We start from the raw sequence: 26,806 nt of genomic DNA on the forward strand, positions 1-26,806 counted from the left end.
TACTTTAAGTATAAAAAATCGTTCATCTAAAGGTATCAAAATATTTCCTCCACATGTATGACGTATCCTCGTACTGAACCACTTCGCCAACGAGCTGAGCACCATACTTAGTGAGTCCGGATACCATTTCGTCAATGTCTTCAACGGTGAACATGACGCGTAGATAACCGAGGGCATTTACAGGAGCAGTCCGGTGATCTGATATAGTAGGTGGGGTGAGAAATCGCGAAAGTTCAAGTCGGCTGTGGCCATCTGGGGTAACCATCATAGCAATCTCTACGCACTGAGAACCCAATCCGGTTACGCGACCAGCCCATTCACCTTCGACAGTGGCTCGCCCTTCGAGGTTCAAGCCAATCTCCTCGAAGAAAGAGATTGCGTCATCAAGGGATTCTACAACGATTCCGACATTGTCCAATCTTAGTAATTTGTTTTTTTCAAAAGTTTTATCTCCTTATGCGTAAAAACTTATTATCTGATCATCTTCATAATTATTCTATTAAAAAGTTACAAATTCCTTCCTAACAAAAAACACCTTGTCACAGTTCATGATAACAAAGAAAAGTCACAGTATAGGAAAATGTGAAATTGGGTTTTAAAACAACTTCAACTTCCCCACAAAATATTCCTGCCCTGTACTCCATTAAATACCCCTTATTCAACTAACCTGCCCCTTTAGTTGCATAAGAAAAAGCTGCCTTAAAGACAGCTCTGATCCTCAGCTAACGCACCCGTTAGTTTAAGTACATTTCTTCACAAACTTATATTAGTTCACAACTAAGATTTAAGAACATAATTGATAAATTCTGTTTTTGCTTTAGTGTACGCTTCACGATCATTGCTATATTTTTTTGCTAAATTTCTTTTAAGAATAGCGTATTCATCAATAAACTGCTGATTAGTCCGTAATAACTCACGAAAAAGTAGCTGATTATCCCACCGTTCTTCTCCCTCAAGTAAAATATGTAAATGTACTACTCGTTTGTCGTTAATTACTTTCACAAAAAATCTTTGCCAAGGTCGATTGTCTATGTTAGGTGGTACATAATTCCAGTCGCGATTAGCTAACAATGAAGATATTTCTTTTATTTTTTGAAATGAATCAATTTTAGCCATTAAATCAATGATTGGTTTAGCTGGTAAATTTGGAATAGATGTACTTCCATAATGTTGAATTTCCGTTATGCCGAAAGTTGAAAGAAGATTAAGAAGAAGTGCTTTTTCCTGATTACCTTTTTCTACCCACTTAGGATTTGGTTCGACAATGTCTATTGTCTCATTAGCCCAAACAGGCCATGTGCTTTCATCATGAATATCTTTCATTTTACTCTCCCTCAAGATTTTAATTTTTTCAGTTTCAGAAAAATCTTAGTACCTGCATTCTTTTACAAACCTGCCTCGATAAAAGAAAAAGCTGCCTTAAAGACAGCTATGATCTCGCTAACGCACCTTTTAGTAAAATAAGTTCAGCCAGATATTTCTGGTTGAACCCACTAATTCACTGTCGGTCCACTATTTGGCGAATAATTCAGCATATCTCCACCCAAAAACGAAACCAATTACAAATAAGCAGTATAATCTATAATCCTACTGAGTTAATAATTCCATAATACACCAGGTCTTCAAATCGATTTTCTTTCCTCACATGGTCAATTAATATCCCTTCTTTTTTCAATCCTAATTTTTGCATCACTCTTCCTGAAGCTGGATTTGAATTAAAGTAACGAGCAAATACTTTATGGTATTGCTTTTCTTCAAATGCAAAATTTAATATAGCTTGAGCTGCCTCTGTAGCATATCCATTTCCCCAAAATTTTTCACCAATCCAATAGGCTAATTCACCATTATTAAACTTTTGGTTGTTAGATAGCGCTATAGCTCCATATAATTCTCCACTTTCGTTATCTGTTATAGCAAATTCATATGATTTATTAGCATTAAAATTATCAAGATGATGCTCAATCCATGATAAAGCATCCTCTATAGAGTATGGATAAGGTAGGTACAATGTATTTTTATAAATATTATAATTATTACAAAGTTTAGTAACAGCTACTGCATCAGGTTTTTGAAACAGTCTTAGTACTAGCCTTTTAGTGGTAATTGTTTTATTTAGATTATCATATATCATAAGAAATCCTCCCTATTTTGGATACTTATTCTTGCATATATTTACTATAATTATCCAAAAGTTTTTCTTCAACTAAACTGCCCCGTTAGTTCCGTAAGAAAATGGTCGCCGCAGCTACCCCTATTAATAAACTAAACCAGCTAATAGAAGCTTCAGTGATTCAGCAATCGAGCGCGATTCTTTAAAAAGAATCGCTTTTCTTAATGAACGGGTGATAAGCATTCTGTTAATGAGGTGCTTAAATATTTGACAGAGGAAGTTCTGATATCGGTAAGCGTGGTAGAGATAATTATTTCGGAGAAGGAAAAGTGAATGCATATAGTTCGTAATGATGATTAATAAATAAAAAAAGCAGGGAACCTTTTTTAGGTTGCCTGTGTAGGTACGAGAATGACGTCGATTAGTTTGTTATACTTTGTATCAGAAAGCTAGCAATTGGAATTAGAATTTGCTAGCTTTAAAATACTCAAGTGTATTTCTATATACTAATAATGGCCTCAATAAAAATTAACTAACATTATTTTATTTTCAAATACTCAGTAAATAAAAGATAATCCTCATTGCAAAGTAGCATTGCAGTATAACGTTTATAACCTGTTAATAACGGTGTTATTAAGGGTCCTTCATACTTATTAAACAAACGTAGTAGAATCGCAAATGAATGATTTCTTTCCATTTCAGTTCTATTACGCTTAAACTCATTAATTATATCAAGTGTAAGTAATCTGTCCCAATATATTCTATAAGCTTCTGTTCTTTCTTTTTCAGTGATTCGTGCATTTTTTATTACTTCAAATGTTTCAAATAAATACTTATAAAATTCATCTACTGGGATGACGCCGCCAGTTAAATGAGTTTTATTCTCAGAATTAATATGTCTCACCCAATAATAACAAGGAGAATCTGCATATATACTAATTTTTTTAGTGTGTAAATAAGAACTCATAGCAATGGGGTGATCTTCTGCCAATCTAATATCTTTTCTAAAACGAATATTCAAAGAACGGAGATATTCAGTTTTAAACATTTTCAATACTGACATCGTGTCTTTTACTAGTGAATCAAAAAAATTCGTGTTTATTTGCGTACTTTTAAATACATATACAGGAACTCTACGATTGACGCCCTCATATTTTCCGATAATAACATCTGAATCATTTTCTTTACCTAATGTATACATATTTGAAATGGAATTTTCAGCAAGATAATCGTCTCCATCAACAAAGAAAATATATTCCCCTTCGGCTTCATCGATAATTCTATTTCTAGCGGTTGATGGGCCGCCAGTATTTTTTTGAGTTAATATCTTCATATTGCCATTTATATTGTACTGTTTTTTATAATTCTCAATAATTTTTACTGTATCATCCGTTGACCCGTCATCTACTATCAGTACTTCGATACCCTGAAATATATCTGATTGAGATGTTATACTATCTAGGCATTTTAAAATGTTTTTACTTTCATTGTAACAAGGTATCCCAACTGTAACCTTACGCATAACCACTTCTCCTTAAAAGACTATAAACTGCATCAGAAATATTCATCGTCATTTTTTGGTTAATTATACCATTATTAATCTAGTTATTAGGTGATTTACACAAATTTAACAATTATTAATTGCTACGAGGAAAATTAATCATATTTAATTCGCTAGAAATTGATGTGTTGAATCTTCTTTGTAATAATGTGGTTACTGATGTAGCAAAGCTTCATGAATAATGAGAGAGTTCATGTATTATTAAGAATAATAAATAAAACCTCATTTACACACGTTACGCTTAACCTTACCTTCCCTTTAGTGCCATAAGAAAAAGGCTGCCGCAGCAACCTTATTTTGAAGTAATACACCTTATAGTAGTACAAGTACAGAAATTATTTATTACCTTTTCTGTATCTTTAACTTTCGTTCATCAATATGTATGGAAAAAGAAAGTACAAGTATTGCTAATGTCACAACCATAAATAACCAAGTTAATTCTATCTCTGTGAAATAATCAACCGTGAGTATAATAAAATCTATAAAATTGAGAATTAAGAATAAATTATTCTTTTTATTAGGTATCTTTTTTTCAAAAAACAATCCCATTACATATTTCAACTTACTTGACATTAAATCCCCCCTATAAAACAGCAAACCGAACTTAATAAACTATACCATATCGCAAACGGGTCTTCTTCAACTAACCTGCCCCTTTAGTTCCATAAGAAAAAGCTGTCTTAAAGACAGCTCCGATCTTCAAACGCACCCGTTAGTTCATTAAGAAAAAGCTTACCGTACAACCTACTTATTAGCACCTAGTTAAAGAAAGACATCCTAATGAATGAATTTCCAGTTGTTAAAATGAGTAATACACCAATTCCGATGAACAATATCCGCCAGAACCAATAACTACTTATGAAAGGAAAAAAATCAATTTTTCCTTCTTCAATCTCTTTTATACTCTTATCCATCCACTTGTACTGAAACAAACCAAAATACAGGAAAATTACTCCCGTTACAAAAACAAATAAACCACCTATCATTTCCTCCACTTCATCGAACTCCCTACTTTTTCATCCTACCATTATCTTAGTATATATTACTCTTCAACAAATCAGCCCTTTAGTTCCATAAGAAAAGTGCTACTGTTCAGCTCCTGGCATTGAAGTACAGCACCTGTTAGTCGATTAAATTAGCCAAAACAGCTAAGAAAATAAATACTGTAATCAAAGTCGACAAGCCTACTTTTCTTGTTACCGATTTCTGAAGGAATTTGATTTTAGATACAATAAAAAGAACACCAAAAAGTACAGTAAATATACATACTGATTTAAGCCAAAGAGAAATACCAATTTTATCAAGGTACGGAGGAAGGAAAGTTAGTACAATAAAAATTGAACTACCAAACGCTACATTTTCCCATTTTTTCAAATTGTCTTGCCACCTTTAATTTTTCGAATTTTAAACAACATTCCTATAATAAACGTTTTTTTGGTTATTTAAAAAAAGTAATAATACTCTGTTTTCTTTAATTTCTTATGCAACTAAACTGCCCCTTTAGTTCCATAAAGAAAAAGCTAACTTAAAGACAGCTCTGATCTTCAGCTAAAGCACCCGTTAATTCAACAAATAAATTTAAAATGATAGTTAGTTTTTAAGTTTATTCAGGTCAAATCTTGCTATTTCTTGATTTTCAATTGTTACAACCAAAAAAGCATCCAATGCATATTCTTTAAGTTCATCTGATTTTTCTTTTGAAGGTACAAGTAGTGGGACTTGGGAATTTTCTTCACTTACACCTAAATCGTAGTTAAGAGTATACTCACCCTTTTCGTCAGGCTTAAGAACGGATGAAAAAGAATGACCGAACCCTACACCACTCCCGTTATAATCGTCAGGATTATAAATATTGAATCCTATTACGTCTTCTGACACCGATTTTAATTTTTCTTTGGGTTCAATCTTAAGTTCAATTCCTTTATCAAATTCTCCAATACCTACTGTTTTATTACCAGTATTTTTAATGGTGAATTCATAAACTAAAGCTGTCGGTATCAGTTCATCTCCCTTTCTTTCTCCTTCAGTTATCTTAATTGAACCAAGTAAACTTTTACCTTTAACAATATCAACATTCGCATCTTCTAGTTCCAGAGAAGGTTTTCCCTTTATATCCATAACCAATATATCGAATAATTCACCATCAATATAAACTAAGAGCGCCCATTTTCCTGCTTTTGGTAGCACGACATTCGAAGGCAAACTCGCATCTGCACCATTAATTTTACCACCACCGACACCAGTCCTAGACCAAACCCCATCACTTAAAACAGGACTTATATTTGAAGTATCTTGGTTGTAACCAACGATTGTTAATTCACCTTTATCAATCCCCCAAAAATGCCACAACCACTTTTCCACTTTATTTGGTTTTAATTCTGGTCCTATTATGCCCAGTTTATTTTTGTTTCCAACAATATCACTGCTTGTACCTGTGCCAAATTCGGTAGCCATCCTATCCCAATCTATCTTTTCAAAATCTTTTACTGTTACAAAATTGGGAATATCTTCAGGCAGACTGAGTTTATTTGGATTTTGAGGTTCTTGAACTTTGGTTGATGTACAACCACTTACAACAAATAAACACAAAAATAGTGCAAAAAAAAGGCTTTTTATTTCCAAGAATTTTCAACTCATTTCTATTTTCTTATGATTATACCATTAAATTCCAATCATTCAGGATAGTTATATTACGTTTGCTTTTTCACTAACCCGCCCCTTTAGTTCCATAAGAAAAGAGCTGCCTTAAAGACAGCTCCGATCTTCAGCTAACGCACTGATATTTCAACAAGGTCTAAATAGTGTTTTATTGAATTAGAACAGTCACTCTAGGTAAGGTATATACACCTTGCCTTTTTCTATAAAGTTCAACTGTTTAAATCAATATGGAATTTTTCAAAAAAATGGTAATATAAAAATTAGTAATGCTAAAGGAACTGGAGGTAGAAAATGAGTAAAACATTGAGTAAATCGCATATATTTAATCTTTTCGCTGGAGTAATAATTATTGGTCTGATGATTTATTCCTTTACTTTAGGATATAATTGGCTTGTTTTAAGCTTCATTATCTTAATATTTATAGTTTCGTATATTTTGGAAAGAAATAAAGTAACTATATTTGCTTGGTTGCCAATTACTTTAATATCACTTCTTTGGGCTGTTTCTCCGTTTATAGGGTCTTTGTTTTTTGCACCTTAATTTAATTAAATCAATAACAAAAAATGCTTTTTAACCACAAACTATTAATAGTTAAGGAACATATATATGGCATATATCAATATACCTATCGGAACAAAAAATAACATTAGATTAACAACCTGAAAAAAATATAAAAGTGGTGTCTTATTTTTAAATTTAATTTGAATAAGCAAGAAAGTAATAAAAGAGATAATTGGATTATAAATCAATACATCCATCCAAGTAGATGGGATAAAACCATAATAACTTAATAAATAAGTAGCTATCATCGCGAAATTAAAAACAAATAAAATAATAGATAGATTGTAGGCGAAGACTGATTTTTTCACTGTCGCTTGCATTATGTCAGCCATCCTTTCTGGTTAACGTGTAAATTCCACCATAAATAGGTACTTGTTTTTATCATTTTCCATTTTGAGATTGAGGGTGGCCGGTGTTTGAGGGCTGGCCTATTAAGGGAATGGAGCTGATTGCTACAGCTCTTATTGAACTAACGCACCTGTTAGCTCAATAAGAGGTACCTCCAACATTTTATCCTATGAACAGAGATGGAGACTATTGTGTCATTTTCCTAATTAAAGCATAAGGTGATATTACCCATTTAATTAATTTCCTCCTTAAAAACAATTAAGGAGATGTTTCTATATGTCACGTTGTGAATCAAGTTGTGATGACGGTTTTGGATTTGGTGGAGGTTTCGCCTTTATAGTCGTTTTGTTTATACTCTTAATCATTGTTGGAGCTAGCTGTTTCGGTGGCGTTGACCAATGCTGTCCTGCCCCCGTTCAGGGATATGGCGGTTTCTGCTAAAAATAGTATGAAAAAAGCCGACCTTTATTGGTCGGCTTCTTCAAATTTGATTCCTAATTCTGGGGAATGATAGCTATTTTGAGGACTCTAATTATGGTCCAGACGACAAAACGCGAAAAAATATGATAATACATTTTATGAAAAATAAAGCCCCGAATTTCCTACGCTTAGGATCCTCAAGGATCTCATATCTTAATGAACTAACGCACCCGTTAGTTCTATAAGGGGTAGCGTCAGGAAAATGCGGATTATAACGTTAAGGAAATTCCGATACTAAAAAGCCCAATTTCTCAGCATTAAAATTGAGAAATTGGGCTTTTTTCGTTACTCCATTAAAACGCTCTTTAACGGAACAATTCTATTCGTCATTCAACAGTTTCATAATCAACCTTCGTTGTAAACTGCTTGTTGGTTTAACTTGAATGGCACCCTCTCAGCTCTTTAAACTCCCTCAACTGGGCTCCTGCTGATATTCCGACGATCAATAACTGCTTCAACAATAAAGATTACTTACTTACTTTTAAAAGAAACTGATCGATCCGTTCTTTTTGCTGTAAGTGGTGCCGGAAATGCATTTCGATTAGCTGAAAATATTCCTCTGCATTTAAAAATCCCATTCTCCGGTGCTGAACTTTCTGGCTGGCCGGAATGTCAGAGAGCTTTCTCTCTATCTCTTGCATTTTCTCAATGATTTGAAGCAGTCCTTCCTTTACTTCTTCTTTTCCTGTAGGATTTGGCGGTGTGAAATCCGGTGTATTCGGACCTTTTAACCTGATTGGAGGAAACGTTCCTTCTTTGAAAATCGATTCGCCTATTTCTGTTTTTTTACCGCCATCGGAAGTAGTGCCATTAACACATTGCTTAATGGCTTTCAAATGAAGATGAAGGGTGCTCTTTATTAAATGATTGTACATTTGTCCTAATGACCATTCATCCTCAGAAGGCTTCCTTGTAAACTCATCTAGCGAATATTTACTTAACTCTTCAATATAGTATGTAGCCACCTGTTCGAATCGCTTCAATATCTCTTTTGTATCCAATAGATCTCCCACTTTCTTTATAATTTTCTTTTCCTTTATGTTGAGTAGTACGTCCCAATGCTAAACTAAATAACATCTTCTGACATTAACTTCGACTTACTTACAAATAACCCCTTCTATTTTATTCAAGAATATGGTCAATTGCTGAACAAAGGTCAAACAGCACTTTACAACTATCCTGCCCCGTTAATTCCATAAGAAAAAGCTGCCTTAAAGACAGCTCCGATCTTCAGCTAACGCACCCGTTAGTTTAAGTAGAAACCTTCACAATTTCTTCTAAACTTTAACATAATCCAATCCCTAAAATGTGTTGTTCTAGAATCGGGTGCAATATAAAAAGACGCCTTCTTATTAAAGAAAAGCGTCCTTTAATGGAATAACTAACATATATACTTCCTAAAACACTTAATTCTTCTTCAACTCGTTTAGTTTAAGTGAAACTTTTCAAACTGTGACACGCCCAATTAATTATTCAAGAACGCTGCGGAATGAAAAAACTTATCCATTAAGCACCCAAGGGTGTTTTTATAAATTAACAGGTACTTGATCGCATGTTCGCAATCAGAGGATAAAAAAATAGACATAGAGGAAACTCGCCAATTTTCAAAATGAAAGTTTTTGCCTCAAATAATAATTTAAAAGGCCTGCATCATAAATGCAGTAGGGTTTATTTGCCACATAGCACTTGTTATTGGTATGAATGATCCATGAAACAAAGCAATATTGTGTATATCTATCACTTTTTTAAGAAATATCGACCTGTGACCTGTTATCTAGTTCATTAGTGATTTCTTATGGTTAATGGTCGCATCATGTCATGGTCTTCGTGCTCTAATTTATGACAATGCCATACATATTTTCCGGAAAACGGTTCAAATCGCATGATGATTCTAACCGTTTCTCGCGCGTTGACTGTCACTGTATCTTTTAAGCCAAAATCAGTGGGAAGAGGTTGTTTGAGGTTTCCATTACTGTCACGGCGTTCAAGGACGAGAAAATCCACCAAGTGGAGATGAATTGGATGGCCGCCGTCAGTTACGTTTTCCAGTTCCCATATTTCAACCGAATCAAGTAGAGGTGTTTCTGTCACTGGATCATCCCACTCTTTTCCATCTAACAAAAGCATAGGACGTCCAAATTCATCCTGTGTCTCCACAAGAGTCAAGTGTCTTACCTTTTTGACTTCTGTGAGTGGAATATGATCAATATTACTTAAAATCGCCGGCACTTGACTGGTGTCCTTTCCGTTTAACGGCTTTGTCACTTTGAACGCCATCACATCACCTGTAGGATTCCCTAATTCAAACTGGTTTTGCAAGATGATGGTTTCACATTGCAATTTAGAGAAGTCCACAACGATGTCAATCCGCTCAGCTGAACCAACTAGTAGACTTTGCACCTCAATCGGCCGTTCAAGAAGCCCCCCATCTGTTCCGATTAAAAAAAAAGACTGAGAATTACTTAATTGAAACTGGTATGCGCGAGAGTTAGAAGCGTTTACTATACGAAATCTGTATTTGCGGGGCTCCACGTTTAAAAAAGGCCAAACTTTCCCGTTCACTACGATTGTTTCTCCAAAAAAACCAGGAACGATAGATGGAAAAGGTAAATCTGGTGAGGGGTTGCTTGGCTGGGCTGGATAAAACAGAGAACCATCTGGATTAAATGACTTATCCTGGACGATGAGTGGTACCTCATATTTTCCCTTCGGAAGAGGCAGCGCCTTCTCTTCTTCATCGCGTATTAAATAAAGCCCTGCAAGACCTGCATACACATTTAACCGGGTGATACCAAGGGCATGGTCATGATACCAAAGAGTGGTCGCTCTTTCACGGTTTGGGTATTTGTAGGTCTTTGTTACAAATTCAGGTCCTGTTTGCCCGAAATTTTTGGTAAACCACGCCTCTGGGTGTCCATCACTTGCTGGTGTACTCGGACTTCCGTGTAAATGTACAACTGTTCGAACTTCAGGGTTATGAGAAGCCCCATGAATCGTTGTATCGATGGGCAAAAAATGGTTTTTAGGTAATTCATTTTTCCATTTCACGTATATAGGTTTGTCTTTCTTGACTTCAAACGTTGGACCAGGCACTAACCCGTTATACGCCCATACTTTTGTTCTAGGCAAATTTTGATGAAATTGATGCCGTGTTTGTATCATGCTTACAACATAAGGGTTATTTTTGGTAGTTTTTCTTGATTTGATAACCGGTGGAATTGGGAGTCGATCAACAAATTTCTTAAATTGCATGTTTTCTTTTTTCACTCCTTTAATTTATAAATATTGAAAACAAAGGAAGGTTCATGGCTTGAACCGTGAGAGTGTTCGAAAGCAAAAAGAGATATAAATGGCCTTGTACCAACTCTTCAAATTGAATTTCGGGAAAACATCGGAAACTTCGTTCACTAATGCCACACGAACACAATGGAATACTACCTCATTAAAATACAAGCTATATTTTATTATATGGCGTTAAAAACGTTGTGAAACGACACATGTCCGAGATGTAAGTATAAAAACACTGGCAATAGTAAAATGGTCTACCCCACATCCCTCCTTTCTATCAAATTATGAAATGAATAAGGGGAGTGCTATGCAAAGTGAGCCAAACAAATGTATAGATATAGCGTTAAAATTTTCTATTTTTTTAGCATTTGTGTCAAATACGACATAAAAGAGAGATAAAAATTCCCTCTCTCTTGTTCTTCTATCCTGTCCCTTTAGTTCCATTAGAAAAAGGCTGCCTCAGCAACCTTCCTTATTGAAGTAAAGCATCCGTTCGTTGAATAAGCGACCTTCTTTTCTTTTGCAAATAATGTTCGTACCTTTCTCGTGCAGAAAGTGGTGCGATACCTTATCAGATTCCCCGGGCTAATTTGGTACTAATGGACAGTTCTAATCATATTCTTATAAAAGAAAACAATAGGAAGGAGTGCAAATTCAGTTGATAAAAGTTAAGGTTGGTTTGCGGCCCATTGCAAGTAAGATAAATTTACCTACTGTCTTGAAAACAACTATACTTCCAGGTGACTCAATAGAAAGATTATTTATTGCAACCCAGGTTGGAGAGATCTTTTACATAGGAAACGGAGTTATAAGGACTTTTTTAGATATTCGCCCGCTAATCCTAAAACTAGGTGTTTCTGGTGGCGGATATGATGAACGGGGATTGCTAGGGCTAGCGTTTCATCCCGAATTTTATTATAACGGTCTGTTTTATCTTCATTATTCAGTAGCTGGAACACAAGGACCAGGTGCTCTTCCTGAATCTTTTAAGCCTGACCCGTGTGATCCTAGAACTTTAAACCTAAGGTGGATAAATAGAGAAACTCAATATGATCATATTGATACAATTGAAGAATGGATTTTACAATCAAATGGTCAACCCCAAAAACGCCGGACATTACTTAACTTAAGAAGACCATTTTCAAATCATAATGGGGTCAATAGTTTAAACTTTTCACCTGAAACAGGAAAACTTGTTTTAACAACCGGAGATGGTGGATCAGGCTATGATCCATTTAACTTAAGCCAGGACGATCTAGAAATCGCTGGTAAAATAATAGAAATTGATGTAGGTAAGAATGTATACATCAATAATAATCCACCCATTGTCACACGTTTTAATGAACTTCCCACAACCATTCAGGAAACACTCATGGTAATGGCCAAAGGGGTTCGCAATATATCAGGCATTTCATTTCAAAGGTTTTATAATCAGTATATTAAATATGTGGGAAATGTCGGCCAGAATTTGGTCGAGTCGATTTTTTCATTCGTTCATTATAATCCAGTACCGGTTACTCAGCTTATTCAAGCTTCTTTCATGAATTCTGAACCTGACAAAGAAGGATTTATTAACTTTGGCTGGCGAGGTTGGGAAGGCGCTTTTCCTGCTTCGATTATCAGGGGCTGCACTGAAAATCCGACTTTGGATGAGAAAACAATTGCTTATTACAATGAAGCAGTAACACTTTCAGGGAGTCGTCTTCAGCCTTTAACTAGTTATTTTCATAAAGATACTAGACCCGATAAGTTTGGCGGAACTGCACTTACAGGAGTGCAAGCCTATATGGGGGAAAGTATCCCTGGTTTAACAGGAAGCGTTGTGTTTATCGATCTTGCCCGGAAAGAATCTCAACCTCAGGTTCGAGGGGCTTTAGCTTATACCATCGTAAGACCAAATGGTGAACAAAATGATTTTAGTGTGATACAAACCGATTATGATTTTGGGTCTCAATCAGCCTATTATGTTAGTTTGGGAACGAATCAGAATCAAACCAGATTATATTTAGCGGTTTATGGCTCTATGAAAGTGACTGATTTTAACCAAGGCACTGTTTTTGAAATAGTTCCATGAATCATAACTATAAAATTCTACTTAATCTTGATAAATCTCTTACATGGATTTAATGAATCGAAATTAAAACCAAGTGATGGAGAATCACTAAAATATTATCATTTTTAATCTTTTAAAAATGATTAAAGCAATTTCCACCCATAACCAGCTATAAATGAAAGCACATAAAAAGACAGTTGTAAGAAAGGAAAAGGAAACAGAGACGGCTGGACCTAAAACTGGAAAGTGAAAAATAAATATTAGACTCATTATTCCTACCATTAATAGAATTGCACCTGTAGCAATAATACTTAATCTCTTCCTAAAAAAGTAAAAAGATGCCCCTATGCTAAGTCCTAACAATCCTGTTGTAAAAGGAAATACAATCAGTTCAGTTGGCTGTAGGATGAATAACAACATAATTGTAAGAAAGTAGGATATTACTCCAGATGGAATGGAAAACATGGAACATAACAGAATAGGTGCAGTGGCTAGCGGACTTAAAAAATATCCTATACCTGGTAAAAAGCCAGCAGCCTGTAGAATAGCAGCAATACAGGCAAAAATAGATCCTAAAATGAGCTTCATCGTTTTTTTATGTTTATTGAATATTATTTGAGATAAACGAACCTCATCAGAAATAGGTTTAAAAAAATACACCTTTCCACCTCATTCTAAATGGTTTATACGTTACGATACATTATATTACCATTTATTAGAGGTGGAACAATTATTAATAATCCAAACATCAATACCCTTTGTAATGAAAAATCTCTCCCAAACTTAACCGATAATACAAAAGACAGAATATACGTTCGATAAAGAAAGTTAGCTGTTATGATGAGGTCTTGTTAATTAAAAGTAATTTCCTTTGCCTAATAAAAAAACAAGGCCTTATTTGGCCCTGCCTCTTATTTGACTATTACTTCTCCAACCATTCCTTCCTGGAAATGGTACCGGCATATCAGTTCATATGTACCGGGCTGTTTCGGATTCACGGTAATGTTTTTTTCTGTTCCTGGCTGGACCTCGGCGTCAATTCCGAGTTTTTCCACTGTGAAGGTGTGCTCTTTTGTACCCTTGTTTTTCAATATCAACGTTGTGGTTGTTCCATTCGGAATAGTGATGACTTTCGGATTAAAGAAATCATCGTTCAACTCGACCTCAATCGATTTCCCCGTCTCCATAGGCTGAGTTACAACTCCGGATTCGGCAAATACGCCGAGTGAGCCTAGAGTTGTCACAACTACAACCATTGCAAGCACAACACCCAATCCTGTTACCCACTTTTTCACAGACATTCGCAATTCCTCCCTTCCTAAACTATTTTTTTCTAATTCATAAAATATTATTACTATTAATTTGGTTGCAACGTGTTTTCAAATAGTAACTTTTTATCTGAAACAGTGTAAAGGAAAGGCTGTTTTCGCATACTTTGTTGTTATTTACCAAGTAATGCGGTGTGGTTGATTTCCCCTCCAGATGCTCGCTTTCCGCTCCAATCAACCTTAAATAGTTTCGTTTTAAAAACAACAATCTTAACGACAAGAGCCAAAGAAAAAGATCGCCTCTAATGACGATCTTCTGGAATCTATTCTTATGCAACTAAACTCCCTCAATAAACTAAACACAATCTCACGATTGCTCTAGAATTCTTAGGATTTCATAGTCATATCATTAACCGTTATCTATGTAAGCTCGGCATTACTCCTCAAGGATAGGGATTTATCGAAAAAAGTGTATGCTAAACTAGCCAATTATAGGAAAAAATTGGTTTAATCAATGTTATGATCGCACTTTTGGATATCCACATGTCTCATGGAGGTCAACCCTCCCATGTCTCACAGAGTCGATGCTCCTACATTCCTTCGTTCAACCTTTCCATGAGGTGGATGTCGGTCATGCTGCCCCACAGGATCTAAGTCCTCACGTTAGTTGCTTTGCCGACTAATCCGTGCTTCACTTTTAAATGAGTGTTAATTAAATGACTTGTAACCTTAAAATTCAATAATCTATGCGACTGTTTGATGTGCTACAAATGTTTCCATATGAGGGATATCCTTTAACATCTTATCTTCTTGAAACGTAAATTGTTTTTTACCGATTGAAAACAGAATTCGAATAAGCTTGTTACACAAGGCTATCAGAGATTGCATTTTCTTTAAGGGATTGTGAGAACGTGTTGTGTAATAGATATGAAGGGCTTTAAAAGCCTTGTTCTTTGCCACCAGTATCATGGATGCTCGGAATAAGAGAGCCCTCAATTTCTTTCGGCCCCGTTTGGTAATCTTGGTCTGACCTTTGTGCTTTCCGGATGTGTTCTCTTTTAAACTTAAACCTGCTAATTTTACAATTTGGCGAGGATGTTGATAGTCTCTGAGGTCGCCGACCTCTGCGAAAAAACCTGCTACTGTATCCCGACCAATCCCTGACACCTCTAACATCTGTGTGACACCTGGGATATGGTCTAATAACTGATCTAATTGATGATCTAATTCTTCGAATTTCATTTGAATAAAATCATACTTCTCTAGTAAAGCTCTCAACTCTAATTTCGCCATAGCTGCCCCTTGACGAATACCAATCGAACGATTGGCTGCTTCTTTAAGTGCTCGTATCTTCTTTAAGCCTATACTGCGTTTTACCACTTGTCTTAAGGAAAGTAAGAGCTCTTCATCCGTATACTTTACAAGTTCATGTGGCAAGGCTTCTAGCTTTAGAAAATGAATAGCTGCCTTGCCTTCCCAACTTTTGAACACCGTCAAAAATTCGGGAAAGTAACGATCAAGCCAGTTATGAACTTGTCCCTGAACGACCTGTAAGTCAACGTTGAGAAGATCGCGAAGTTTTTTGGCCACTCTGAGTTCTGCATAAATTCCTTGTGGAATTGTTGGTTCGGCGTATCTTCCGTCTTTGACTAACTGTGCTATGACTTTTGCATCTTTCACGTCATTCTTTGTAGGTGAATTATCGTCTAATTCTTTACTTCGTTTAACATGTAGTGGATTGACAGATACGAACTTAATATTATTCTCTTTCAGGAGATGAGCTAGATTTAACCAGTAGTGACCGGTTGGCTCCATGCCTACAATCACTTGATTTAACTTACACGCTTTAACTAGGTGGTTAATCCAATCTAGAAACGAATGAAATCCTGCTTTCGTATTTTCAAAGAAACACGTTTTACCCAATTCCATTCCTCTATAATCTTGTGCTCTCGCGACATGATTGTGTTTGGCGATGTCTACTCCGACAATTAAGGTTTCAAAAGTAATTTGAGTGATTTTATGATTTTGGTTATAATTCATTTGAGGCCTCCGATAGATGTTTTTGTCCTTTTTAGCTGGCCAGCTCAGGACACATTCATCTTATCAAGAGGTCTTTTATCGTTCAAACCTCATTTTCAGTTATTACAGGAATGCTGCCCCTATAGCTCCATAAGAAAAAGAGCTGCCAAAGCAACTCCCTTATTTAAGTGGATTGATGTGGGATACACCAATCGAATCCTTCTTTTTTTAGATGCGAGTTATATGTTACTCCATTTAAGTTTCCTACACGGTAAGCGAACTACTTATATTAATACGAGTCTTTTCCGTCCATGCTTGAATTAAAGTGTGACAATAATCGGACCATTTTTAGTAAGGATAATCGTATGTTCCAATTGAGCCACATAGCTTTTTTCTGTAGCATAGGTCCAACCGTCTTCTTTTTGGAATACTTCTTCTTCAAAGGTTGAGATAAATGGTTCGAATGCGATAACCATCCCTTCCTTTAATATTTCATTATCCCATGGATCATAATAATTACAAATATGGTCAGGTGCTTCGTGTATTCTACGTCCAACACCATGTCCTGTAAGGTTTTTGATCACAGTGAATCCATGCTGTCTCGCTGTTTCGAATACTGCTTTCCCGATTCTGCTTTTTTTGGAACCGGGTTTTGCTTTCTTAAGACCTGCTTCAAATGCCTTTTTAGCAACTTCACATAATTTCGTTAATACTTCTTCTCCTGCTCCCACTACAAATGAGATTCCTGTATCTGCGAAATAACCGTTCTTTGAAGCAGATACATCTATATTCACTAGATCCCCTTCATGAATAACCCGATGACCCGGAATACCATGTGCCACTTCTTCATTAAGACTAATGCAAGTATAGCCAGGAAAATCATATTCACCTTTTGGAGCTGAAACTGCACCTGCTTTTTCTAAGAGTTCTCCGGCTATATCATCAAGTTCTTTGGTCGTTATGCCAGGAATTGTTCTTTGTACCAATTCATCTCTAATGGAGGCAATAATTTTGCCAATTTCCTTCAAACCATTAAAATCTTCTTCTGTTTTTGCAATCATTTTTTTCCTACCTCATTATCTTTTATCATCAATAAACTATATAAGTATTGTACCTTTATTTTCTCGAAAAATAAAAGCAATGTAAATTATTTGGTACAATATCCCTCAGCTGAATTTTTCTTCGATCATGAAAAAGACCACAAAAAGCATCTAGTACATATGACTATACTATTAATTGGATTTACCTTCCACTTTTCTTATAGAGCTAACCTGCCCCTTTAGCTTCATAAGAAAAAGAGCTGCCACTTATGCAAGTCCTTGTATTTTCCCCTTCATTCTTTCAATGAATGAGGAAAAATTTCATGGGGATACTTCTGTTGGATATAGCGTATAAGTGCAGTGACGACTTGTGGACCGGATTCCACGAGTCTACCTTGTTCAAATGCAGTGAAGTTATCACCGCCTGAAGCTAAATAATTACTAACCGCTACTTCATATTCGTTGTTTGGCTGAATCTCTTGGCCCTTCATGTCTTTTAGCGCAACAATGCGGTTGCCAATTGGAGCCTTTGGGTCCCAATCATACGTTAAACCAACCGTTTGTAACCTATTTTCATAATCTTTCGCCCACTGCTGTTCTAAAGCAAGTTTTATTTGGTCTCCTGTTAAGATTAACTTACTGATACTATGACCAAAGGGCAAGTTTGTATAAAGGTCTTCTACAGTGATATCCCCTTTTTTTAAACTTTTCCTCATTTCGCCTTGATGGACAAAAGCTATATTTACCCCCATGGCTTCCCGCTCAGATTCTGCAATCATTTTCGCTAATGGGGATTCACCGTTTGCATCTTGTTTTCGTGTGATTTCTTCTGGCATTTCTCCTATTATCTGATTAAAGTAACTCCCCAATCTTTTTCTATATTTATTTAGAAGAGCAACCGTTTCTTTATCTGGTTTTATTTGATGATGTGAAGTGACAATAACCTTTGCTTGTTTCTTAACAATATTTTTAGTATGTGGGTCAATTTCAAGTTTTACTTGAGAAAAGGCTTTCCCATTAGAATAAGCTTGAACGATCAGTTTACCGGCTACAACGGTATTGGCATATTCATGGCTGTGACCGGCAAAAATGACATCGACCTCATCATCGATTTTTGGAGCCATCTCCACTAAAACTCCACTGGAGTTTGCTCCTGTCTGATCTGATTGAGCTGAATCATGTGCCAGTACAACAATTACTTTGATCCCTTTTTCCTTTAAAAGCTTAACGGTTCCGTTAATAGCTGAAACTTCATCCGTAATTTCTACTTCTTTTCGATTTTCAGGTGCCACATACAGATTGGTCTCTTTTGTGACCACACCGATAAATCCAATATTAATTCCGTCAATTTGTTTAATAACATACGGTGGTAACATGGGAGTACCCGACTTTCTATCGATGATATTTGCAGAAATGTAAGTAGTATTGGCACCTTGAAAATACCCTGTTTTTTTATTAAATCCTCCATAAATAAGACGTTTCATTTCATTTACGCCTTGATCTAATTCATGATTTCCAGGTGTCCCGACATCAAAGTGCAAGAGGTTTAAAAGTTCAATCGTGGGTTCGTCTTTAAATTGAGAAGAGATTGGAGGACTTCCCCCTACCATATCACCAGCATGAACAAGTAGTGTATTTTGGTTTTTTTGTATATATTTTTTTAAATAGGCAGCCAGGTATTCTGCCCCCCCTGCCATGGTTCCTGAAACCATTTGATATTTGTTTAGTTGGCCGTGAAAATCATTAACACCTAACAATTGTACTTGAATGTAGCGGTTTGATGTGGAATGATTCGTTGTGGAATGATTGGATGAGAATGCTGTGATTTTATAAGTTACGAAAATGATGATAAATACCAAGATGAACAAAGAAGATATGGCCTGAAATTTTGACAACTTCCGATCCCTCCCTCTAGATGTAAATTAAGAATAACTCCGGAATTTTATATCCGTATAAAGGGACCGTGATTTTTTGTTATATTTTATATATAAATTGTTAAATTAATCCAGTACATGCATATCTTTTTAGAAATACTCATACGGCTTAACATTTAGAGATCTCTCTGTACTTGTGAAAAACGTTCTAAGTGTTCCTTAGTATGAAATCTGCTCCATTAGTAAAAGAACAAAAAAAGTGTAAATCCTTATTGGATCAACACTCCCGTTAGTACAGTTACATTCAACGTTAATTTTTTAGGTTTGCCTTCATTAAAAGGGAAATTTTTTGCTCATCTGTATATTGGATCTGTTCCAGGTGATTAATAACTAGCTCTTGTCGATGTAATGAATGGTTTTGACTTAACTTCGCTTTACCCTCTATCTTGTTGATTTTTATTTTGAAGCCTTGAATTCCTTTGTTCATTCCAGCGAGAAAATCAGCATCTAAATCTTGCAATTTGTATGAGCTATCAGGGGCTTCATACTTCAATACCATGTCATGCAAGGAATCCGTTAACTCCTGTTCATCCTCAATAAGTTCGGCTTCGCCGTATACATGAACAGTCACATAATTCCATGTTGGTACTGCTTGATTCGTCTCATACCAAGAGGAAGAGATATAACAGTGAGGACCATGAAAAACTGCTAAGACTGTTTGATTTTCAATATCTTTCCATTGAGGGTTCGGACGAGCAAAATGACCATACAAATAGTTTTTCTCCTTATTCAAAAGCAGTGGTAAATGTGTAGCAAAAGGTATGCCTTCATGCATTGAACACAATGTTGCAAAACCATTCTCCTGTATTACATCGTAGGCTACTGCTAATTCTTTTATTTCAAATTGCTTAGGGATATACATAAAAAATCTCCTTTCCACCTGATATAAACTTTTAAACATTGATTCGTAAATATTATTTATTCACGATCCTAGCAACTTTTTCTATTCTCATTTCTACCTTTAATAATCGAGTACGCCATCTAAGAAATATAGTATTATACAAACTGACATATAAAAAGGTACAATTCTAGATAAATAAACATGTCAAAGGAGGATCGTAAATGATAAATACCATTTTTTCTTTTAATGAGGATTCTCCCAAATACAAACAAATTTACGAGAAGTTTAAGTTATTTATTGATCGGGGTGACATACTTGCTGATGAACAATTGCCCTCCATTCGTCAACTTGCAGATTCCCTTCAAGTAAGTCGCAATACGACATTAATGGCTTATGATCAACTTGTAGCTGAAGGTTATATTCGTGGAGAAGGGAGAAAAGGTTATTTTGTAAATGAATTAGAGCCACTTTTATCCCAAGAAGAGTTAATTCCTCATAATAAAAAGCAAAGAGAGTCAGTGACACCTACACTCATTGATTTCCGAGCAGGTGCCGTAGATCAAACACATTTTCCTCTAAAAGTTTGGAGGAGGATTGCCAATCAAGTATTAACGTTACAGAAGAGTTTTAACTATGGGGAACCCTTTGGTGAGGTGTGCCTACGAGAACAAATTGCCACATACTTGTTCCAATCCCGTGGGGTGAAAACAGATGAAAATGCCATTATTATCGGCAGTAGCACCCAACAAATGCTTATCAATCTTGGACATATACTGAAGGATGATTTTCCAAGCGTTACAGTAGAAGACCCTGGATATGATGGCGCTAGGGAAGCTTTTCAATTCCATTGTTTTACGATTGAAACTTTACCAGTTTATGAAGCAGGTGCTGATTTTTCACAATTGGAACAAATGAAATCACGATTAATCTATGTAACACCTTCCCATCACAGTCCATATGGGGTAAGCATGTCCATTCAACAACGGCAAACGCTTATTCATTGGGCTAACAAGATGCAAGGGTATATTATCGAAGACGATTATGATAGTGAATTTCGCTATACACAACAACCATTTCCAGCTCTCGCTTCCATTGATTCTGCAAGAGTCATTTATCTAGGGAATTTCTCAAAGTCCTTTCTTCCAGGAATTCGATTAAGTTATATGGTATTGCCAGAACCAGTTTTAAACCGTTATAAAGACCAATTTCTTCATTTCGAGAGTACCACTTCACTTCTAAGCCAACTCACAATGGCTAAATTTATGGAAGAAGGAGAATGGAATCGCCATATTAAACGTATGCGTCTTGTTTATAAACGAAAAATGCAGCTCTTGGTATCATTATTAAAAAAGCAATTCGATCAAAATATATCAATTATTGGTGAGCAGTCCGGATTGTATTTATTAATCAAAGTACATCTGAAACGTTCAGAAGAATGGCTAATAGAGCGCGCTTCCTTTCATGGTGTTACAGTGTATCCTACCTCACTCTACTTTATTAAAAATAATACCGATAACCCGATTATTAAACTTGGTTTTAGTAATCTTTCTTGTGAGGAAATCCAGCTTGGCGTGGAGCTCCTAAAAAAGGCTTGGTTATAAAAACACCCCCGTAATTGTAGCTTATGTCTCTTTTACTAAATGGGGTAGCTTCAGGAAAATGCGGATTTACCACGTTAACCAGGAAATCACAATAGTAAAAAGCCCAATTTCTCAGCATTAAAATTGAGAAATTGGACTTTTAGTTTTTCCAGAGAAGCGCTCGATTAAATGGAAAATATGAAAAAGCTACAAAATGGGACCCCAGCCATTTTACTAAGCACCTAGTTAAGGAAAGTATAAAGAATTTAAAGTATTACACCTGAAAAATCCCCTTTTAATACTTCTTTTTCATTCTGATTTTTACATAAAAAGAATGCAATAATAGCTGTTCTATTATTTTCTTGCCTTTCATATTTTTCAATTTTAACCTCACAAATTATTGTATCCCCCGTAAACACAGGTCTTAAAAACTCAAAATTCATAGTACGAGCCATTACGTGATGATCTCCACCTACTTTTGTTGGTAGAGTTGCCGTTAATAATCCTTGAATTACAAGTCTTCCCTGTTCATCTGGGGTTATATGATGATTCCCTTCATCACCTGAAATCTCTGTAAATAATTCAACATCCCTTACTGTAAAAGTCCGTTCAAACGTAATGATATCTCCTACTTTTAATGACATTTAAATCCCTCCTGAAAGTTTTATGAAGTTGATTAATGCCCGCGGAAAAAACACGAATTTTATATCTTGATAACTAACAGCGTCATTGAAGTATTGTTTTGGTAATTTGTTTTCGATTAAGCTTTTGGATATAAGATTTTTATCTGAGGCAAGGAAGATAAATACGCTACATAGAAACCAGAAATGTTTTTCAGATACCCTTATGTGAGAAAATCTTGAGGTTTCCAATCTTTCGGCTTTATGTTCTTCTTCATCCATTTCTTTTGTGGTGCTTGGTATGGGGTGGAGGCAATTAAATGATTATTGTGCCAGCTTGCTGCTCCAGAACGAATCATTTCATCGAGCAGGATTGGGATAAATTCTTCTGGCTGAAGTTGGAAAGAGTAGCGTGCAAAATCTTGGAACCAACCACACTTTAGTAGGTAGTTATCGAGTTCTTCTTTTGTCAATCCGTTTTTAATGATTAATGTGAATGAAAAAATCCTTTTGCAGGCATGCCATGCAACTTTTTCTGGCATTCTGAGCCACTTTTCAAACCGTTCCCTTGCTGCATCAATGGCAGCCAGAGGATTCTCTATTTGTGGTCCATGTCCTGAATATGCATGTTGAATTCGAAGCATGGCCAACCGATCCAAACTTTCTATCGATCGTTGGATAGATGAAACACCCTCTCGAAAGATATTTAACCATCCGATATCACCTTTGTGGAAGAGATCCCCGCAAATTAATACTTCTTCTTCCGGTTCATATAAAGAAATATGTCCTAACGTATGTCCTGGTGTGTGCAAGATTTTTAACGTTCTGCTTCCTGTATTAATATCATCGTTATCAGAGAACTTTAGATCGACTCGATAAGGTTCTACTGGCTGATCTAACCATTCTGAACTACAGGCTTCTGAGTCGCAAGAATTAATTAAATCTGCTTCCCATTTATGAGCAGCAATCCTAACTCCATAATTTTTTTGAAAATGAAAATTGCCCCCTACATGGTCACTATGATAGTGCGTGTTCACAATAAGGTGTAATTCTTTTGGTGAAATGCCTACTTCTTTAATTAATTGCTCGGTATCTTTCGCATCACTTCCAAAACCAGTATCAATAAGGACCGGGAGCTGATCCTTAATAAGGATCATGTTTGCACTTGGAAATTTTCTTTCAAAGAAAATAATACTGGATTTTTTAATAAGCCATTCCTCCTTAAATTCAATGACAAACCAATAATAATCCAACAAACTCCTAATCAATTTAAATGTGAAATATATTCAAAGGCTGTTATTCCGTATACACTTTTAAAGTGTTTATTTAAATGGGTTAAATCAACAAAACCACATTCAGCTACAGCTGAATGAATATCTCTATTTTTTTCTATTAACTGCTTTGCAAATTCTATCTTGCAGTTAAGAAAGTATTGATATGGTGAAATGCCAGTATGAGTCTTGAATAACCGGATAAACTTAAATTTCGATAAATCAAGCTCTTTACATATCTCGTCAAGTTTAGGTATAGTTTCTAAGTTGGTGTGAAGCATATCCTTCGCTTTTCTAATTAAAGTGTTATCTTTCTTATAGTCTGTAGAAAGATCAGTTTGAATAAGGTTATCTGTGAGGGATAACAGTAATTCACTACACAATGCCTCATCTTTTTCGCTTAATATTGCATTAGAAAGACTTAGTATTCCTTGTTTAAGCCTATAATCATAAACAATGGGATTTGAAAAGCGTATTATATCCTTCTTCTCAATAACCTCCAGAAGCAATTGTGGCTCAATATATAGCATCACATAATCTAGGCCTGTCTCATCATGTGCCATTCCGTCATGTGCCTGTTCCGGATTAAAAAGCATAACACCATTTTGATAGGACAAGTGTAAACTGCCATCCAAGTTATAGTGTTGAATACCACGCAGTGTGACTCCTATTGCATACTCTTTATGAGAGTGCTTCTTATATGTGAAATCAGTAATGCTTGCTGACAAAGCCGTAATACCCGCCGATTTTTTATAGATAAATTTATCCATTTAATTCACCTCTTAAGTAGCTTACCTACATCCATATCATGATTGCAGCATAAACTAAAAACAATGCCATCAATATATTAACAATCTTTTTATGCTTCTGTAAAAACTCCTTGAAGATTGCACCAAAAAGAACCCATGTAATAAATGCTAAGAATCCTATAACAGTTATAGCGATAACGCTTATTGTAACCGCAGGCATTGAGACATAATAGGGCATAATATACGTAGGAATGACAGTCATTGTAAATAGTACTACCTTTGGATTTAAAAACTGCGTAAGAAATCCAGACATAAAGGTACCCGTTTGTTTTACATTTGGTTTTGATGAATCCATTTTGTAAACTTGATAAGCAAGATATAACATATAAAAGCTTCCGATTATCTGCATAACAATTAATATTTTTGGTATGATCGTTGCAAGTATCGTATTTAGCATAGCAGAAATAGCAAGTAAGAAACCAAAAGCAATCGTTGCTCCATACGTATATTCCATTGCCTTTTTTGTACCAGAGTTATGCACGGTGGATAATATGACTATATTAGTAGGTCCTGGTGTAAATGTAACAATAAAACAGTAAAATACAAAAGATGTAATATTCATGAGGTAAACTCCTTTCAAGATATCCTCATGTAATTGTACATCCTAACTTTAAAAGCTTATAGTATGTTATTGCAGGGTTATATATTGCTTCTGTAAAGATAAACCTACAAATTCAGGTTGCGGATACGTCAAAACCCTGACTTCCTTACGTAAGCAGGAAACCAAGGTCTTTTTACGTCAATTTACAACCATCAAACTTTAATCTGAAAGGATTTTTGTTGCAGCCTTTCTTTACATAATGGGGGATTGTCTAAATAGTTGATTTGAAGATAAAAATTTTCTTGTGATATTGCAAAATTTTAAAATTCCATTTTCTAATTCACTATCCGATAAATAGGAAAAGTTTAACCTTAAATGATGGTTTTCCGGTTCTCCTGCGAAACAAGCTGAACCAGGTAGAAAGTAAATATTCTCTTTTTGACATTCGATTAATAAATGGTTCGTGTTCCACTCTGATGGAATGGATACCCAAATATTTAATCCCCCTGTTGGTTCAATCCATTGAACTTCATTCGGCATATGGGAATTGAAGAGTTCTATAACTTTATCCCTTCTTAATTTCAAAGCAAATCTCAGCTTTTCCATATGGTCCTCCATCCTTTTCGAATAAAAAAATGGGAGAATTGCCTTTTGTGTTAATAATGGACTACCAAGGTCCGTATTCACTTTAGATGCCACTAAACGATTAAACAGAGTGCCATTTGCGGTCAGTAGTCCTATCCGGCAACCAGGAACCAATGTCTTGCTTAGCCCCTTTAGATAAATGACGAAACCGTTTTTATCAAGACTCTTTATAGGTGATGGAGGTTTCTTGTCAAAAAATATCTCACTCCACGGTTCGTCTTCTACAATGATTATTTGATTTTCTTGGGCAAATATTAATAATTGCTCCCTTCTTTTTCGACTTAAAACCCTTCCAGTTGGATTCTGAAAGTTAGGGATGGTATATATCATTTTGGGTTTATATATTTCGCAAACTCTTTGTAAAAGGTCCATTCTCATTCCTTCTTTATCTAATGGAACAGGAATAATAGTAGCCCCACGAGCACGAAATGTATCAATTGCATTAGGATAAGTGGGTGCTTCTGTAACCACAACATCACCTGGTCCTATAAAAGTTTTCGCCACCAAATCTATTCCTTGTTGAGTTCCATTAGTTACCAATATATCTTTATGGTCAATACTTAAATCTTGTTTGCGAAGATACTCGCTCATAGCTTTTCTAAGTTCCTCATCCCCTTGTGCAGGTCCATAACTTGATAAAATACTGGGATTCTTTTCTAAATTTGAATGGATTTCTTTCTCCAGATAACGATTCGGAAGTAAAGATGGACAAATCGCTGCAACAGAAAACTGAAAACAGTTTTCAAATGATCCATAATGGGTACCAAATTGTGTTCGGGGAAGATAATCTAAAACGGATAATTGCCACTCGAAATTGTTCTTTTTATTATTTTCTTTATCTTCTGATGTAATATTAGCTTTAACAAATGTCCCCTTTCCTTGTATCCGTTCAATTAACTCATTTTTTTCTAACAATGCATACACTCTTACAACTGTAAGTACACTTACCCCTAATTCTTTTGCTAACACTCTAACGGAAGGCAAACGTTCATCTTCCGATAACCCCCCTGACCTGATTCTATCTGCTATATTCTCATAAATTTGTTGATTAATCGGGATATTGGAGTTCCTGTTTATTTCAATCTTCATAATAAATCCTCCATCAGCACTGTTTCGAAAGTTAAGTGTTATATGATTAAGTTGACTGTTATACATATATACCCATTAATATAAGGATAT

The 26,806-nt window shown here is 35.5% G+C and carries 24 protein-coding genes and 1 pseudogene; 4 read left to right on the top strand and 21 right to left on the bottom strand.

The features are described 5' to 3' along the window. Positions 1-64: 64 nt before the first annotated feature. From NYE63_RS24340 to NYE63_RS24375, 8 genes and pseudogenes are all read right to left on the bottom strand, one after another. Positions 65-418 (bottom strand): annotated as a pseudogene (locus NYE63_RS24340) (VOC family protein); the annotation flags it as partial. A 359-nt stretch (positions 419-777) separates the two neighbouring features. Continuing rightward, on the bottom strand, positions 778-1,323 hold the full coding sequence (locus NYE63_RS24345; protein WP_342603090.1) for a GrpB family protein: 546 nt from the start codon (positions 1,321-1,323) through the stop codon (positions 778-780). Between the two features lie 256 nt (positions 1,324-1,579). After that, positions 1,580-2,131, bottom strand: a complete 552-nt coding sequence (locus NYE63_RS24350) for a GNAT family N-acetyltransferase (RefSeq protein WP_342603091.1) — start codon at positions 2,129-2,131, stop codon at positions 1,580-1,582. 517 nt (positions 2,132-2,648) lie between these two features. Then, entirely contained in the window at positions 2,649-3,632 is a 984-nt protein-coding gene (locus NYE63_RS24355) for a glycosyltransferase family 2 protein (protein WP_342603092.1), read from the bottom strand. Between the two features lie 381 nt (positions 3,633-4,013). Then, the gene (locus tag NYE63_RS24360) at positions 4,014-4,244 is read right to left on the bottom strand and encodes a hypothetical protein (RefSeq protein WP_342603093.1); all 231 of its coding nucleotides are present in this window, start codon (positions 4,242-4,244) and stop codon (positions 4,014-4,016) included. Between the two features lie 185 nt (positions 4,245-4,429). Then, a complete protein-coding gene (locus tag NYE63_RS24365) occupies positions 4,430-4,666 on the bottom strand; it encodes a hypothetical protein (RefSeq protein WP_340889099.1) in 237 nt (78 codons plus the stop codon). Between the two features lie 127 nt (positions 4,667-4,793). After that, complete coding sequence (locus NYE63_RS24370; RefSeq protein WP_342603094.1) at positions 4,794-5,045, bottom strand: hypothetical protein; 252 nt, start codon at positions 5,043-5,045, stop codon at positions 4,794-4,796. A gap of 216 nt (positions 5,046-5,261) precedes the next feature. Next, complete coding sequence (locus NYE63_RS24375; protein ID WP_342603095.1) at positions 5,262-6,293, bottom strand: hypothetical protein; 1,032 nt, start codon at positions 6,291-6,293, stop codon at positions 5,262-5,264. Between the two features lie 327 nt (positions 6,294-6,620). On the opposite strand from NYE63_RS24375, the gene NYE63_RS24380 reads away from it, so the two are divergent. Together NYE63_RS24380 and NYE63_RS24385 are read left to right on the top strand one after the other, a co-directional pair. Continuing rightward, positions 6,621-6,869: a hypothetical protein gene (locus NYE63_RS24380; protein WP_342603096.1), complete on the top strand. Its 249-nt coding sequence runs from the start codon at positions 6,621-6,623 to the stop codon at positions 6,867-6,869. A gap of 645 nt (positions 6,870-7,514) precedes the next feature. Then, positions 7,515-7,679, top strand: coding sequence for a YjcZ family sporulation protein (locus tag NYE63_RS24385; protein WP_342603097.1), 165 nt, complete (start codon positions 7,515-7,517; stop codon positions 7,677-7,679). Between the two features lie 506 nt (positions 7,680-8,185). Here NYE63_RS24385 and NYE63_RS24390 read toward each other — a convergent pair. Continuing rightward, complete coding sequence (locus NYE63_RS24390; protein WP_342603098.1) at positions 8,186-8,719, bottom strand: DinB family protein; 534 nt, start codon at positions 8,717-8,719, stop codon at positions 8,186-8,188. A 781-nt stretch (positions 8,720-9,500) separates the two neighbouring features. Beyond that, positions 9,501-10,970, bottom strand: coding sequence for a multicopper oxidase (locus tag NYE63_RS24395; RefSeq protein WP_342603099.1), 1,470 nt, complete (start codon positions 10,968-10,970; stop codon positions 9,501-9,503). A 694-nt stretch (positions 10,971-11,664) separates the two neighbouring features. Here NYE63_RS24395 and NYE63_RS24400 point away from each other — a divergent pair. Beyond that, on the top strand, positions 11,665-13,080 hold the full coding sequence (locus NYE63_RS24400; protein WP_342603100.1) for a PQQ-dependent sugar dehydrogenase: 1,416 nt from the start codon (positions 11,665-11,667) through the stop codon (positions 13,078-13,080). Positions 13,081-13,167: 87 nt separating this feature from the next. Here NYE63_RS24400 and NYE63_RS24405 read toward each other — a convergent pair whose 3' ends face one another. The 6 genes from NYE63_RS24405 to NYE63_RS24430 form a co-directional block, all read right to left on the bottom strand. Next, a complete protein-coding gene (locus tag NYE63_RS24405; protein ID WP_342603101.1) occupies positions 13,168-13,719 on the bottom strand; it encodes a hypothetical protein in 552 nt (183 codons plus the stop codon). 251 nt (positions 13,720-13,970) lie between these two features. Then, positions 13,971-14,360 (bottom strand): cupredoxin domain-containing protein, encoded by a 390-nt coding sequence (locus tag NYE63_RS24410; RefSeq protein ID WP_342603102.1) that lies wholly within the window; start codon positions 14,358-14,360, stop codon positions 13,971-13,973. A gap of 711 nt (positions 14,361-15,071) precedes the next feature. Further along, positions 15,072-16,367: an IS110 family transposase gene (locus NYE63_RS24415; protein WP_342603074.1), complete on the bottom strand. Its 1,296-nt coding sequence runs from the start codon at positions 16,365-16,367 to the stop codon at positions 15,072-15,074. A 299-nt stretch (positions 16,368-16,666) separates the two neighbouring features. After that, positions 16,667-17,407 carry a type I methionyl aminopeptidase gene (gene map / locus NYE63_RS24420; RefSeq protein WP_342603103.1) on the bottom strand — a complete coding sequence of 247 codons (741 nt, stop codon included), beginning with the start codon at positions 17,405-17,407 and terminating at the stop codon, positions 16,667-16,669. A gap of 272 nt (positions 17,408-17,679) precedes the next feature. Further along, positions 17,680-19,281, bottom strand: a complete 1,602-nt coding sequence (locus NYE63_RS24425) for a bifunctional metallophosphatase/5'-nucleotidase (protein ID WP_342603104.1) — start codon at positions 19,279-19,281, stop codon at positions 17,680-17,682. Between the two features lie 289 nt (positions 19,282-19,570). Continuing rightward, positions 19,571-20,182, bottom strand: coding sequence for an FMN-binding negative transcriptional regulator (locus tag NYE63_RS24430; RefSeq protein WP_342603105.1), 612 nt, complete (start codon positions 20,180-20,182; stop codon positions 19,571-19,573). A gap of 200 nt (positions 20,183-20,382) precedes the next feature. On the opposite strand from NYE63_RS24430, the gene NYE63_RS24435 reads away from it, so the two are divergent. Then, positions 20,383-21,762 carry a PLP-dependent aminotransferase family protein gene (locus NYE63_RS24435; RefSeq protein WP_342603106.1) on the top strand — a complete coding sequence of 460 codons (1,380 nt, stop codon included), beginning with the start codon at positions 20,383-20,385 and terminating at the stop codon, positions 21,760-21,762. 245 nt (positions 21,763-22,007) lie between these two features. Here the strand turns inward: NYE63_RS24435 and NYE63_RS24440 are convergent, their stop codons facing one another. The 5 genes from NYE63_RS24440 to NYE63_RS24460 all read right to left on the bottom strand — a co-directional run bounded on the left by NYE63_RS24440 (position 22,008) and on the right by NYE63_RS24460 (position 26,716). Continuing rightward, positions 22,008-22,385, bottom strand: coding sequence for a hotdog domain-containing protein (locus NYE63_RS24440; RefSeq protein WP_342603107.1), 378 nt, complete (start codon positions 22,383-22,385; stop codon positions 22,008-22,010). A gap of 200 nt (positions 22,386-22,585) precedes the next feature. Beyond that, the gene (locus NYE63_RS24445; protein WP_342603108.1) at positions 22,586-23,617 is read right to left on the bottom strand and encodes an MBL fold metallo-hydrolase; all 1,032 of its coding nucleotides are present in this window, start codon (positions 23,615-23,617) and stop codon (positions 22,586-22,588) included. 8 nt (positions 23,618-23,625) lie between these two features. Then, positions 23,626-24,402: an AraC family transcriptional regulator gene (locus tag NYE63_RS24450; RefSeq protein WP_342603109.1), complete on the bottom strand. Its 777-nt coding sequence runs from the start codon at positions 24,400-24,402 to the stop codon at positions 23,626-23,628. A gap of 25 nt (positions 24,403-24,427) precedes the next feature. Beyond that, entirely contained in the window at positions 24,428-25,003 is a 576-nt protein-coding gene (locus NYE63_RS24455; protein WP_289316112.1) for a LysE family transporter, read from the bottom strand. Between the two features lie 231 nt (positions 25,004-25,234). After that, entirely contained in the window at positions 25,235-26,716 is a 1,482-nt protein-coding gene (locus NYE63_RS24460) for a PLP-dependent aminotransferase family protein (RefSeq protein WP_342603110.1), read from the bottom strand. Positions 26,717-26,806 lie beyond the last annotated feature (90 nt).

Source organism: Peribacillus sp. FSL E2-0159 (genome assembly GCF_038643155.1).
Lineage (GTDB): Bacteria > Bacillota > Bacilli > Bacillales > DSM-1321 > Peribacillus > Peribacillus simplex.